Raw genomic sequence first — 13,144 nt, 5'->3', positions numbered from 1 at the left:
ATTATGATATCGCCAACTTCGCTACGTATCGATGCACCTATTCAGCCTGCAAGCTGTTTGCGCCTGTTATTTTATATGCTCTTAGCAAGTGTGATGGTGATATTGACAGGACTTGCGTCCATGGCGTTGTGGCAATATGTACTGATATTTGTGGTTAGCGCCGCCGTCGTCAGCTACTTAGCGTTATCGCGCCCGATATTAATGCATCTAAGCCAGCCGCCATTGAATAAAAGCGTTTATCAGCATTGGCAACTACTCATGCGTAGCAGTCGCGGTGATGCCCTATGGCAGGCAGAGCTTACTGCGGTCAGTAGCTATCCATGGGTTATATGCTTAAGCTTTATTGTCATAGAACCTTATCAGCGTCATTTATCAGTAACGGTATTTCGCGATCAAGTCAGCGCAGAACACTGGCGCGAATTAACGATTTTGGCAAATACCATTTCTCATTAAACTGCCTAAATAAAGCCAGTCTTATGCATATGACTGGCATTCCTTTTATCTATCTCTCTTTTTAATCGCTAACGATCTACTACATCTCATAACAAAACGCCTATCTAGATAGCGAAAGAGATTTGCTATATTGCAATTAAGCGTCAATAGCTAACTTATTTAAGTGTTTGTTTAAACCGACCTGTTTATAACCACTTGCCATATTTCTGGTAAATGGCTATTTGCATGAGTTAACTGAATGCAAAGCTTTTGATAATGAATGTTTTATAATAAAAAGGAAGCGATTATGAGTTTATTAGGGAATTTAGTGAGCCAAGTTGCCCGCAGTGCCATGGATCCAGAAGACGCCCAGCGCAATCCGGTCAATCAACGTATCAATCCACGCCGTACCGGCGGATTAGGGGATATTTTGGGCGGCGTATTGGGCGGTGGTAATCAGCCAAGTGGCTACAATCCGCAGCAGTATGAACGCCGCGCTGATAATGGCTTTGGTCTAGACGATATCATTGGTGGGCTCACAGGCGCCAACCAACGCGGTGGTATGAGCTCAGGTGCTGGCGGACTTGGCGATATTTTAGGTAGCGTATTGGGTGGTCAGGCGACTGGCGGTCGAACCTCTAGAAGTGGCTTTGGCGGTAAAGGCATGCTGATTGCTGCGCTTATGCCTATGGTGCTCAGCTGGATCAAACGTAATGGTGGTTTAAGTGGCGCTTTATCAAAAATCACTGGTATGGGGTATGACAATCAAGCGCGTTCTTGGATGAGTAATCAAGAAGCCAATGATAATCTGGACCCTAATGAAATTACCCGTTTATTTGATGAAAGCGAAATCCAGCAGGTAGCCGCGCATACTGGCGCAAATGAGATGGAAGTACGTCAAGGTCTCGCTGAGCTGTTGCCTGAAGTGATGAATCAATTAACGCCCAATGGCAATTTGGATAATGAACCTGAAGCCAACGAAGAGATTGATCAAATTATGAATCAATTATCGAGCCGCTTAGGGACGTTAAAATAATTGAGCACTTTGAAATTCAATATGATTAAACGTCAAATTTAGCCAAAATATCATAAAAAAGGAGCGCTTTTAATAAAGTGCTCCTTTTTTATGACCAACGATTTAACGCTGTGATTAATAACTTATCTCTGTATATTTATGCTGTATGCTAAATAAATATGTTAAAAATGGTCAACAATAGAAAAATGCTGATATAAATCTTATAAGATGTTCATATGACCCATGTATTTTTCCTATCGCAGTTACTATTGCGATAGCATCTCATATGACATGACTGTGTGATTTTATAAGCATTGATAAGGATATATTTCTCATGCCATTTAAACCTATCCAAGCAGCGATTGCCATTGTAGTTGGTTTAATCATTTGGTTTGTTATTCCGGTACCAAATGGAGTCACACCCGAAGCGTGGCATATGCTGGCTTTATTTATTGCTACTATTGTCGCCATCATTGGTAAGGTGTTACCCATCGGCGCGATTGCCATTATTGCCGTTACCTTGGTGGCGCTTACTGGGGTGACCAATGAGAGTCCAAAAGAAGCCATCGCTGATGCTTTATCAAGCTACTCAAGTCCTCTGATTTGGCTGATTGGTATTGCCGTGATGATATCGCGTGGCTTGATAAAAACGGGTTTAGGTCGGCGTATCGCGTATTATTTTATTTCTATTTTTGGCAAAAAGACGATCGGGGTTGCGTATTCTTTAACTGCCGCAGAGCTGATGATAGCGCCTATCACGCCATCTAATACCGCTCGAGGCGGCGGTATTATTCACCCAATTATGAGATCCATTGCGCAAAGCTTTCATTCTACGCCAGAAGAGGGCACCCAAAATAAAATTGGCCGCTACTTAGCGATGGTCAATTACCATGCAAATCCGATTACGTCTGGTATGTTTATTACCGCCACTGCGCCAAATCCATTGGTGGTAGATTTGGTCAATAAGGCAACGGGTAGTGAGATTCAGCTGTCATGGACGACGTGGGCGGTGGCGATGTTTATACCAGGGATGCTATGTTTATTATTAATGCCACTGGTGATTTATCTGATTTATCCGCCCGATGTCAAAGTAACGCCTGATGCGAAGAAATTTGCCAAAGACAATCTGACCGAGATGGGTCAGGTAAGCTTGCAAGAAAAAATCATGCTGGGCGTCTTTGCGCTGATGTTGATATTGTGGGCGAATATCCCAGCGCTAATTTTTGGTGAACAATTAAGCGTTGACGCCACCACCACCGCGTTTATTGGTTTGACGACCTTGATATTGACGGGCGTCTTAACTTGGGATGATGTACTGAAAGAAAAATCGGCATGGGATACGATTATCTGGTTTGGTGCTCTGATCATGATGGCATCATACCTTAACAAACTCGGCCTTATCAGCTGGTTCTCTGATAATATCGAATCAATGATTGGCATGATAGGAGTCGGTTGGGTCGGCGCTGTGGTTATTTTGACTTTGGTCTATCTCTATATTCACTATTTCTTTGCTAGTACCACCGCGCATATTACCGCGCTGTTTGCCGCTTTTTATGCTGTCGGGTTAAGCTTAGGCGCACCGCCGATGCTATATGCACTCATTTTAGCAGCCGCCGGTAATATCATGATGACGCTTACCCATTATGCAACCGGTACTGCGCCCGTTATTTTTAACTCAGGCTATGTGACATTAGGAGAATGGTGGAGTATTGGCGCCATTATGAGTGTGGTAAATCTGGTCGTATGGATCGGCGCTGGTTTGATTTGGTGGAAGCTGCTTGGTTATTATTAAAGGTTAAAGGTTAATAATGTGCGCTTAAACGAGCTAAAAACGCTCATCTAATGTCTCCAAGGTATAGTTGAGCGCCTCAAAGCAGATATCGGTATTAAAGCCGCGATATTGTAAAAACCGTAGCTGACGGGCTTTGTCTTTTTGTTCAATGGGTATGTCATCGCCGTATTTTTTGGTACGTGCGCTGACTGCCAGTTTTAGCCAGTCAATGCCTTCAACTAAATTATCGGCGCTGTCGTCTATAAACTCGCTAAATTCTTCCGATTCGGCATTCGCCATATCGATAAGCTCGTCGATATTACCGGGCATGGCAATTTTTTTACGATAAAACTCCTGCTTAATACGCCCGCGTCCGCGCCCTTTGCGGATATTTTCCCGAATAAGCATCAGGGTAGTACGATAATCACTTTGATAGCCTTTTTCTTCAAACTCATCGAGCAGGGCATCGATTTTGTCTGGGTCTTGCTCTTTATCAAGCAGTTTTTGCTTGAGCTCAGCCTTGCCGTATTCTCGGCGCGATAAATAATAAAACGCCAACCAACGTAAGCGGCTTTCGGCTTTAATGGCATCAATATCCGCTTGACGTTGTTCAGGGGTGCGTAAATACGCTTTAAGCGCAGAGGGTAGGTTATCGAGGTCTGCTTGATGGCTTTCAGCAAACTCTTTTTGATGCTCATCACTATTTATACCAGTATCATGAACGTTACTCTTAACCTCAGCCAGCATCTCTTTGATACTTTGCGCTTCGGGTGGCTGATAAGCAGGCACATCACTAGGCTCAGGGCTAAAGTTAGCCGCTGGGTGAAAACGCTTTTTACGTTTCTTGGATCTAGTAGGGTTTTTGCTAGTAGAAAAGTGAGCGTCAGCTGATTCTACCTCGAGGCCAGAGTCGTCAGATAACGAATAATCTTCACGAGAGTAGGTTGAGTGCTTGCGCGTCTTAGCCGTTTTTTTTGGCTTGTCTTGATAGGAGTGCTGAGAATGCTTGACAGATTCAGAAGATTTGACAGTTTTTTTTGCTTTGATAGTAGGACTACTCGCTGAATCGGCGTCCGATTCAGCAAGTATTTCAGCTAAGGTTTTAATTTTCATAACAATTTAGTTTTCATAACAAGTCATGATCATTGATAACGGTGAATAATGAAGCCGCTATTGTACAGGTTCAGAAGCCAGTTCTTCATTGGCTTCGTCAGTATCTGTGGCTTTAGCTTGTTTTTTTGTCCCAAGCTTTTCATCACGAATTTTGGCTTCGATTTCTTGTGCAATCGCGGGATTTTCTTTTAAGAACAACACAGAATTGGCTTTACCTTGACCGATTTTTTCATCGCCATAGCTATACCAAGAGCCAGCTTTGCCAACTGCGCCAATCTCAACACCCAAGTCAATCACTTCGGCTAAATGGTTAGTACCTTCACCATAAGTAATCTCAAATTCTGCTTGGCGGAAAGGCGGTGCCATTTTATTTTTGATGACTTTAACACGGGTTTGGTTACCGATGATTTCATCACCGTTTTTAACCGCACCGATACGGCGGATATCCATACGTACCGAGGCGTAGAACTTAAGCGCATTACCACCAGTCGTGGTCTCAGGGCTACCAAACATCACACCAATTTTCATACGGATTTGGTTAATAAACACCACCATACAATTTGAGCGTTTGGCATTACCAGTGATTTTACGTAGTGCTTGGCTCATTAGACGTGCTTGCAGACCCATGTGTGAATCGCCCATCTCGCCTTCAATCTCCGCACGCGGCGTCAACGCAGCGACCGAGTCAATGACAATCATATCAACCGCCCCAGAACGCACTAGCATGTCGGTGATTTCAAGCGCTTGCTCACCATTGTCAGGCTGAGAAAGCAGTAGGTCATCAGTGTTCACGCCAAGCTTGCGCGCATAAACTGGATCTAGTGCATGCTCAGCATCGATAAAGGCGCAGACACCGCCTTGCTTTTGGCATTCTGCAATTGCTTGCAGCGTCATGGTTGTTTTACCCGAGCTTTCTGGGCCGTAAATCTCAACGATACGACCTTTTGGTAGGCCGCCAATACCAAGCGCAATATCCAGCCCCAACGAGCCTGTTGATACCACATCCACATCAAGAATGGCAGAATCATCACCTAAATGCATGATGGTGTTTTTACCAAACTGCTTTTCGATTTGACCAAGGGCTGCTTTGAGGGCTTTGGCTTTATTTTCGTCCATATAGGACTCCTTGTTATTAATAATAAGTGTAAATAATGAGTATTTTGATTATTTAGAACTACTCGTCACCAACCACTTGCTCAATGGAATAGCTTACAGGCTCAGTCGTCAGTAAGGGAGGTTTTCAAGCAAAGTTGAAGTGGCTGGAAATATTAGGTTTCAGACGGTGATATCGAATATATCACCCTACTATACAGTAAAATTCAATAATGAGAAAAGCAAAAAAAAGTTCATAATTTTTGCTAGTAAATAAGCGTAATAATGTCAGTAAGCTTATTTAGCACGTGCTTTTCACGTAATTTTTAAGCCACCCTGTTTTATATCACTGTTGATTAGATAAGGCAATTATAACAAAATCCAAGGCCAATATTGAGGGTGCTGAGAGGTTAAACGACAGTGAGTGTCGTATGATGTTCTATTAAAATATTCCTAAAACAGGCTTGTTTTAACTTTCAGTTTTGAACTTGATGACAGGGTCATTTGTCAATAGATTTATGAGTTGTCCACAATAAAAAAGGTATTTTTATTGAGCGCTTGTGAAACATCCATAACGGTTAAATTAATTTAAAAAATATTAAAAATATATTACTTTGCTTTCAAATATCATATAAGTAATTGATTTTAAAAGTTTTTAAAATTGTACAAAAAATGAACGATTTTACCTAACCCTTTAAGCTACCTAGGGAAATACTTGTCAAGTGGCGACTTATACACAGGGTTATCCACAGCTTATGGGGAGAACTCACGAAACCCTTATCCTATCAATGTTTGCGCAGATATGAAATATTGCATGCAAGCCAAATATAGGCTATTTCCGTTTTTGCAACTTTAAATTTAGTCATAAAATTACTGTCTAATGCCTATGTTTCACATATGGCTTGCGGGTATCTAGTGGATATAGAGCAAGCACTTAGAGGCTCTAGCAGTTTAAAAGTAGCTCGCACAACGCGCGAAGCCTTATATATCAACAGATAAAGTAGGGCAGGAGAGATATTCAGCCACAAAAAAGCGGCTAAGTACTTTATCAGTATCTTAGCCGCTATAGGGCAATATCGCTAGGGTAGTGCCATCGAGATTAGTCTTTAATATAGATTAAATCCCAAACACCATGTCCGCGCTCTAAACCGCGGCGCTCAAACTTGGTCATTGGACGAAAGTCAGGACGGTCGGTGAAATTACCTGCGCCTGCTTGATTGGTCAGCCCTGCAAAACCATCCAACACTTCAACCATCCAAAAGGCATAATGCTCCCAGTCAGTCGCCGTATGGAACCAGCCGCCTTGCTTTAAGCTGCGCGTGACAATCGCCATGCGCTCAGGGCTCACAAAGCGGCGTTTATAATGGCGCTTTTTTTGCCAAGGGTCAGGGAAGTAGAGCTGGATACGATCAATATGGTTTTCTGGTAGCTGTTTCAGCAATTGAATAGCATCACCGTTAATGATTTTAACGTTGGTTAAACCTTGCGTGCCTGCCATATAAGCGCATTTACCGATACCTGGCTCATGAACTTCGACACCAACGAAATTGCGCGTCGGCTCAGCAGCGGCCATCTCGATAAATGAATCACCCAAGCCAAAACCAATCTCTACCGTAAGCGGCGCGTCACTGCCGTTAGGGCTATCTGCAAATAGCACTCGTAAATCGTTAATGCCATCAAGATTGCCATCACCGAAACTGTTATTGACTAAGTAATGCGCAAACTCTGGCGCAGTCAGTGCCAGCTCGGCATTTTTATTCATATGCGTACGGCGTTTCATAAAGGTATTAACGATACGAATATGTTTACCCTCTGTAGGCTCATTCTGGCTGCTAGCATTGGCATCAATACTAATGGCAGTATCGGTGGCAGCCTGAGCTTCAGGGTTCATAGGGTTAGTGCTATTAGGGTTTTGCTCATCAGTAGTATTAGCACCATTGATGTTGTCATTGATATCAGGATGTTGACTCATAGGATTAACAAGGCTTAATTAGGTGGGTAAAGTTGCTTCATTATAAGTGAAATCGTGACCACTGTGAACGGACAATCCAATTTTAGTAAGTTTGCCATATATTCTATGTGTCACTACAGTTTCTCTAAATTATACAAGGCCATAGACGGATTTTCTCGATACAGATTGCATATATATGGGTTTTCTATCACTGGCTTTTGGCGTTATCATATAACAATCCTTGATACCCTATTTTTGAGAATTTATAGAGCAGACTGCCATGTTATTTATCGAGACGGATTCGCCGCCACCGTTTTATCAAGAACAGCTAACGCCTGAAAAGCGTCAGCAGCTGGATAAATGGTTTATCAGTCAGCGTAGCCAGTCATATTATCTTAAGCGCTTTGAGGAATTTGATAAGCAAGGATATCTGTCGCCGAAATGGCATTGGGCGGCGTTTTTTGTCACTTTTCCTTGGCTGCTGTATCGTAAGCGTTATATGGATGCGATTGTTTATAGCGTTGCCGGTTGGTCGTTTATTCAGCTTAATGTGGCACTGGTATTGGTGGCGTTTGAATTTGTCGCGATGCCTTATATTGCCGATGCTTATCAGATGGCCATACGTATCGCTATTGCGGCGCTGATATGGCTGTTTTGGTCGGTTATGGTTGCACGCTGGACGGACGCTTATTATTACCGTATGGCAAGGCGCGAGATTGCTGATGCTATCAATGATTATCCACGTGATGAGGCGGCGCAAAAAGCGCACTTGCAAAAAGAAGGTGGGGTCAGCTTATTTGGCTTGGGCTTGGGCTTTGGGTTTTTTGCCTTTGCTTTAATGGTAATAAAGGTGCAGTTTTTACCCATTGTTGCCAAGCCCAAAGAAAACGAAGTATTGTTTGATGCTTACGATACCGCTAAAACAGCACAAAATCGTGTGGCGCTGACGTATCGGCAAACAGGGCAGTGTCCTAGCAATCTTCCTTTAGACATGGGTACAGAGCAGGTATATATCGCTATCGACAGCAAAGCTGCTGGCGTGCCAGCAACGGATTGCGCGGTCATAGCTACCATCCAGAACGTTAAGTTTCCGATTCGCTACCTAAATAATCAAACGCTGGTCTTTTATCATGTGCCCGATAGCGATAATTGGAACTGTATGACCTCACTCAATAAAAGGCAAGCGCCTAAAGGTTGTAATGAGAATTAAAGATTTTTGACACTTAAGATTTTTGACACTTAGGGTTTAGAGTCAGTGGCCAGATCGTCTTTCTCATCGACTGGTATCGCTTGGCTCTTTAGGGCGTCATAAAAATCGGTCAAATCCATTTTACGGGCTTTATCGATATCCTCATCAAATAGACTTTCAAGCTCGGCCATCGCCGACTGTGCCGATTCAATTAAGCTGGCTTCATCGCCATAAATTGCTTGCTGACGTTCAATCAAATCATCATCATAATCACGGAAGGTTTGTACGGTTTCGCGCGCCTTTTCTGGTGAGATACCGAGCAGCTGTAATGATTCACGCGACATATCTAAAGACGATAAATAGGTCTCCCGCCAAATATGACGCACACCGACTTCACGCAGGCGATAATAGTGCTGGCGGTCACGGGCGCGTGCTAAGACAATCATATCAGGATAGTTTTTACGCAAATATTGGGCGGTAGTGATAGAACGCTCTAAATCATCGATGGCAAGAATAAAGACGCGCGCTTTTTTAATGCCGGCAGCACGTAGTATCTCGGGGTTTTTTGGATCGCCATAATAGACTTGGTTACCAAACTTACGCACGAAATCGACGCGATTTGCCGAGCGTTCAATGGCGGTAAATTCGATATTATGCATACGCAGCACACGACCAATAATCTGACCAACGCGCCCAAAACCAGCAATAATCACCTGATGCTCATGATCAGGAATGGCATCGTACTCGCGGCTTGGTTTACTTTTAGCAAATATTGGCTCACCGATTTTTTCTAAGAGTAAAAACGCCAGTGGCGTCAGCGCCATAGAAATGGTGACGATAAGATTTAAAGTATTGGCAAGCTCAGGACGCAACACATTTTGCGCCGTTGCGACACTAAATAAGACAAAGGCAAATTCACCACCTTGAGCAAGGGTCACGCCCAATCGGATGCTGGTCGGCCAGCGATTGCCCGATATTTTGGCAATGGCAGTAATAACACCGAATTTAATCACCATCAATGCCATGGCACAGCCGATGATAAAGACAGGCTTTGCTAAGATGAGTTTGACATCGGTTAGCATACCGACCGACATAAAAAACAGCCCTAGCAGCAGCCCTTTAAAAGGCTCGATACTGGCTTCTAACTCATGACGATATTCAGAATCTGCTAATAATACGCCGGTTAAAAAAGCGCCCAATGCCATCGATAGACCGATTTGCCCCATCAAAATAGACACGCCCATGACGATAAATAAGGCGACCGCGGTTAAGAGTTCTGATGCGCCACTAGACGCCACAAATTTAAAGAAAGGTCGAATGATATAACGGCTGGCAAAGATAAGTCCGGCAAAGACGGCAAAAACTTTACCAAAATAAATCAAATCGTAGCTTTGTTCGCGTACCCCTGACAAAAATGGAATAACGGCTAATAAAGGGATAACGGCAATATCTTGGAATAATAAAATGGTAAAGGCTTCACGGCCATGGGTACTTGAAAGTTGCTGTTTTTCTGTCAGGATTTGTAGGACAAAGGCGGTCGATGATAGGGCGAGACCAAATCCGACAATAAAAGCGGTATCAAGCGGCAAGGCAAAAAACTGATGTAACAGCCACATTAATAGCGTGCCAGTCAAACCGACTTGTAAGCCACCAAGGACAAAAATCGAACGCCGTAGCGCCCATAATCGTGAAGGCTGCAGCTCAAGGCCGATGATAAACAGCAGCATGACCACGCCAAACTCAGAAAAGTGTAATAAGCTTTCCGCATCGCCTGCAACATCTAAACCACTGGGGCCTAATATCAATCCTGTGATGAGATAACCTAGAACCGTCGCGATGCCAAAACGTTTACCAAGGGGTACAAAGAGCAGGGCTGCTCCCAAGAAAATAGTAGCTTGTAACATTAAATTTGGTGAGCCGGCGGCGGCAGCGAGCATCTGGAATCCTTAGCAGTAACGATAAAATAAGCAGTACAACAGGGTAAATCAATAATCAAAAATTTTAAACATTGTTTATTTCTTACGATAAATCTTCCATACGCCATTATCTGCCAGCGGATTACTATAAGCATCGTTACGGCGCTTACGCGGTGTCTGCCGACTGTCGACAATTTTAAAATCGGGTAGGGCATGAACGATAAGCCCAGTGCGATAAAAGCGTACGCGCTCAGGCTCTAGCATCTCGCCTTTGTTATCACGGCAAAATACATACGCGCGCAAATCGATAAATTCACGATGCGCCACCAAACGCGCCTCATTATCATTATCAAATACGGCGCTCATACGCGCAATTTCATCAGCGCTGTAATTGCCACATTTATCAGTAAGCGCACCGACCGACCCAAAGCTTTTGGATTCTTTGGCACGGGTCTTGGTCAGATGTAGTCTTTGCACGTGATAGATAAATTGCGGTATCTCAAGGCTGGCTGGTAGCGGCAGATAATCAGGCGGTAGGTTGGCCGCCGGATAAAACGCCATCGCACGCTCAAGCAGATTATGCCAACGCTGCTGATAGGCTTGGACTTCGGCTAAATTGCCTTCATAAATCGGCATATCACGAATTTGACGCAAAATGTCAGGCGGAAACTGCTCATCTCGAAAGCTGGCAATATCTTCTTGCAGCGTTGATAGCAATGCTTTGGCATGCTTTTTACCCTCGCTTGAGATAGGGTCATCAATGTAGATAGGAGCAACGAAAGGAGCTGAGCGTCTCGACATGGCAAAAGGTCATCAATTGGTTATGAATAAGGGTTTTAAGCCTTAAGTATACAGAATTTATATGAAAAATATGGCGGCGCGGCCAAATTTTCCATTATTTTTAACATGCTCTTACAATGATAAAAATCTGCGTGATATAAGCTGATTTGCAATAAAGGTCTTTTATTTATCTTTTTTAAGCCACTTTTTAGGCGCTTTTTTATGAATCATCATTCACCTCTTTCGTCCATATATGATAACTGGCGTGGCTTGTTAATAACCTTTGGTAAAATAATTTTAAGGATTATCGGTGCAGGACTGGCGCTGCTATTTGGGTTTTGGTTAATAATGGCATCCAATATGGGACCGGCTTATCTGCCCCACCTCATGAACGGTGCGCTAGATTTTTGGATTCGCATGATATTGTTAGGGTTGGGGCTAAGTATTTGGCTAATAACAGCGCTGTGGATAATTTGGCTGATGCTGCGTTATTGCCAGCACTTTATAAAAAAATATCAATTAAAACGTCGCTCATAACTAACAACCAGATAGGCGACGTCTTAATTAATAATTATATGATTTAATATTTAATGTCTTATGCTTAATGGTTGTGACCAATATGATTATTGGTATCAGTCGCCTGCTGTGAGATATCGCAAACTAAAGCATCGCTATGCGTCTTGGTTTGCGGATGCGCTAAGCTTTCAACCTGAATGGTCGCATGGTGAATATCAAGCTCAAGGAGGCTTTGCTCTAAACTGGTAATCAGGATACTGGACTCATAAATACTCATTTCGCCATCGACGACCACGTGACACGATAGGGCGTTGAGACCGCTGGTGATACTCCAAACATGCAGGTCATGGACTTGTCGTACTTGCGGGTGGGCAAGTAATTTGTCTTCGACCTCAACTAGCGATATACCTTCTGGCGTACCTTCCATCAGGATATGGACCGAATCACGGACGACGCGGTAACCACTAAACAAAATCAATATGGCGACAATCACCGAGGCCGCCGCATCCGCCCAAATCCAGCCAAAGCTCATCATCAAAAGCGCGGCAACAATAGCGGCAACCGAACCCATTAAGTCACTTAACACATGCAAATAAGCACTTTGCATATTCAGATTGACCGGTGCTTTACCCGCATTTTTTCCTTGACTGTCCTCGTTACTGCCTACATGACTGTGACCATGCGCATCTGTGCCCCGACTGCCACGGTGCATCAGCCAAGCGACCAAAATGTTGACCAACATACCAATGGTAGCAACGATAAGCATGCCTTGGGTCGCAATCTCAGGCGGCGAATTAAAGCGTTTAATCGCCTCATAAAAAATCATGATCGCAATAATAACCAACGTCGCACCATTGACCGTTGCCACTAAAATCTCAAAGCGTTTATAACCAAAGGTCTTTTGATGGGTGGCTGCTTTTTCACCAATTTTAAATGCCATCAATGTCGCGCCAAGGGCCACCGCGTCACTGAGCATATGACCAGCATCAGACAGCAGCGCCAAACTACCAGTGAGCCAGCCGCCGATGGCTTCGACAAACATATAGGCAGTAATAATGATAAAACTAAATAGCAAGGTACGCTGATAGCCTTTGGTATCGCGTGGTGCAACCGTCTGTTCTAGGTGTTCATCGTGGTCGTGATTGTCTTGATTATCGTCAGTATAACTGTCTTTAGTATAATGACCTTCTGCATCCTTTTGGCCGTGCTTATGGTTATCAGCCGCAGCATTCTCATGAGAATGGTCATTTTTTTCAGATTTTGGGTGATTTTGATTCATAACAACACTCAGGATGATAGAAGGTAAAATTTTATTGCTTATAAAGCTTTGATTGCTTATAAAGCTGGGCTTGCTGTGCTCAAACCAGAC

At 43.5% G+C, this 13,144-nt stretch carries 11 protein-coding genes; 5 read left to right on the top strand and 6 right to left on the bottom strand.

Annotation, left to right across the window (positions count from 1 at the left end; translation table 11 throughout):
- Window positions 1-3: 3 nt before the first annotated feature.
- From JMX50_RS01940 to JMX50_RS01930, 3 genes are all read left to right on the top strand, one after another.
- Window positions 4-453, top strand: a complete 450-nt coding sequence (locus tag JMX50_RS01940; RefSeq protein ID WP_201628226.1) for a hypothetical protein — start codon at window positions 4-6, stop codon at window positions 451-453.
- A gap of 286 nt (window positions 454-739) precedes the next feature.
- Window positions 740-1,468: a YidB family protein gene (locus JMX50_RS01935; protein ID WP_201628225.1), complete on the top strand. Its 729-nt coding sequence runs from the start codon at window positions 740-742 to the stop codon at window positions 1,466-1,468.
- 313 nt (window positions 1,469-1,781) lie between these two features.
- A complete protein-coding gene (locus JMX50_RS01930) occupies window positions 1,782-3,239 on the top strand; it encodes an anion permease (protein ID WP_201563321.1) in 1,458 nt (485 codons plus the stop codon).
- A 33-nt stretch (window positions 3,240-3,272) separates the two neighbouring features.
- On the opposite strand, the gene JMX50_RS01925 is transcribed toward JMX50_RS01930, so the two are convergent.
- From JMX50_RS01925 to trmB, 3 genes are all read right to left on the bottom strand, one after another.
- Window positions 3,273-4,331: a regulatory protein RecX gene (locus tag JMX50_RS01925; protein ID WP_201628224.1), complete on the bottom strand. Its 1,059-nt coding sequence runs from the start codon at window positions 4,329-4,331 to the stop codon at window positions 3,273-3,275.
- A 57-nt stretch (window positions 4,332-4,388) separates the two neighbouring features.
- Complete coding sequence (recA, locus tag JMX50_RS01920) at window positions 4,389-5,447, bottom strand: recombinase RecA (RefSeq protein WP_201628223.1); 1,059 nt, start codon at window positions 5,445-5,447, stop codon at window positions 4,389-4,391.
- 1,075 nt (window positions 5,448-6,522) lie between these two features.
- Entirely contained in the window at window positions 6,523-7,395 is an 873-nt protein-coding gene (gene trmB, locus JMX50_RS01915; protein ID WP_201628222.1) for a tRNA (guanosine(46)-N7)-methyltransferase TrmB, read from the bottom strand.
- Between the two features lie 259 nt (window positions 7,396-7,654).
- On the opposite strand from trmB, the gene JMX50_RS01910 reads away from it, so the two are divergent.
- Window positions 7,655-8,584, top strand: a complete 930-nt coding sequence (locus tag JMX50_RS01910; RefSeq protein ID WP_201628221.1) for a DUF2628 domain-containing protein — start codon at window positions 7,655-7,657, stop codon at window positions 8,582-8,584.
- Between the two features lie 29 nt (window positions 8,585-8,613).
- Here the strand turns inward: JMX50_RS01910 and JMX50_RS01905 are convergent, their stop codons facing one another.
- Both JMX50_RS01905 and JMX50_RS01900 read right to left on the bottom strand, forming a co-directional pair.
- Window positions 8,614-10,500 (bottom strand): monovalent cation:proton antiporter-2 (CPA2) family protein, encoded by a 1,887-nt coding sequence (locus tag JMX50_RS01905; RefSeq protein ID WP_201563311.1) that lies wholly within the window; start codon window positions 10,498-10,500, stop codon window positions 8,614-8,616.
- 75 nt (window positions 10,501-10,575) lie between these two features.
- The gene (locus JMX50_RS01900; RefSeq protein ID WP_201628220.1) at window positions 10,576-11,280 is read right to left on the bottom strand and encodes a hypothetical protein; all 705 of its coding nucleotides are present in this window, start codon (window positions 11,278-11,280) and stop codon (window positions 10,576-10,578) included.
- Between the two features lie 201 nt (window positions 11,281-11,481).
- On the opposite strand from JMX50_RS01900, the gene JMX50_RS01895 reads away from it, so the two are divergent.
- Window positions 11,482-11,796 carry a hypothetical protein gene (locus tag JMX50_RS01895; protein ID WP_201628219.1) on the top strand — a complete coding sequence of 105 codons (315 nt, stop codon included), beginning with the start codon at window positions 11,482-11,484 and terminating at the stop codon, window positions 11,794-11,796.
- A gap of 64 nt (window positions 11,797-11,860) precedes the next feature.
- Here the strand turns inward: JMX50_RS01895 and JMX50_RS01890 are convergent, their stop codons facing one another.
- The gene (locus tag JMX50_RS01890; RefSeq protein ID WP_201628218.1) at window positions 11,861-13,054 is read right to left on the bottom strand and encodes a cation diffusion facilitator family transporter; all 1,194 of its coding nucleotides are present in this window, start codon (window positions 13,052-13,054) and stop codon (window positions 11,861-11,863) included.
- Window positions 13,055-13,144 lie beyond the last annotated feature (90 nt).

Origin of the sequence: Psychrobacter maritimus, from assembly GCF_904846345.1 — a bacterium.
Taxonomy (GTDB): Bacteria; Pseudomonadota; Gammaproteobacteria; order Pseudomonadales; family Moraxellaceae; genus Psychrobacter; species Psychrobacter maritimus.
Note: the sequence above shows the minus strand (reverse complement) of the source record. Positions and strands in the feature narration are given on the sequence as shown.

Bases quoted from the DNA above. Each gene is read 5' to 3' on its own strand.
- JMX50_RS01940 (WP_201628226.1), top strand. From the start codon at position 4: ATGATATCGCCAACTTCGCTACGTATCGATGCACCTATTCAGCCTGCA.
- JMX50_RS01935 (WP_201628225.1), top strand. From the start codon at position 740: ATGAGTTTATTAGGGAATTTAGTGAGCCAAGTTGCCCGCAGTGCCATG.
- JMX50_RS01930 (WP_201563321.1), top strand. From the start codon at position 1,782: ATGCCATTTAAACCTATCCAAGCAGCGATTGCCATTGTAGTTGGTTTA.
- JMX50_RS01925 (WP_201628224.1), bottom strand. From the start codon at position 4,331: ATGAAAATTAAAACCTTAGCTGAAATACTTGCTGAATCGGACGCCGAT.
- recA (WP_201628223.1), bottom strand. From the start codon at position 5,447: ATGGACGAAAATAAAGCCAAAGCCCTCAAAGCAGCCCTTGGTCAAATC.
- trmB (WP_201628222.1), bottom strand. From the start codon at position 7,395: ATGAGTCAACATCCTGATATCAATGACAACATCAATGGTGCTAATACT.
- JMX50_RS01910 (WP_201628221.1), top strand. From the start codon at position 7,655: ATGTTATTTATCGAGACGGATTCGCCGCCACCGTTTTATCAAGAACAG.
- JMX50_RS01905 (WP_201563311.1), bottom strand. From the start codon at position 10,500: ATGCTCGCTGCCGCCGCCGGCTCACCAAATTTAATGTTACAAGCTACT.
- JMX50_RS01900 (WP_201628220.1), bottom strand. From the start codon at position 11,280: ATGTCGAGACGCTCAGCTCCTTTCGTTGCTCCTATCTACATTGATGAC.
- JMX50_RS01895 (WP_201628219.1), top strand. From the start codon at position 11,482: ATGAATCATCATTCACCTCTTTCGTCCATATATGATAACTGGCGTGGC.
- JMX50_RS01890 (WP_201628218.1), bottom strand. From the start codon at position 13,054: ATGAATCAAAATCACCCAAAATCTGAAAAAAATGACCATTCTCATGAG.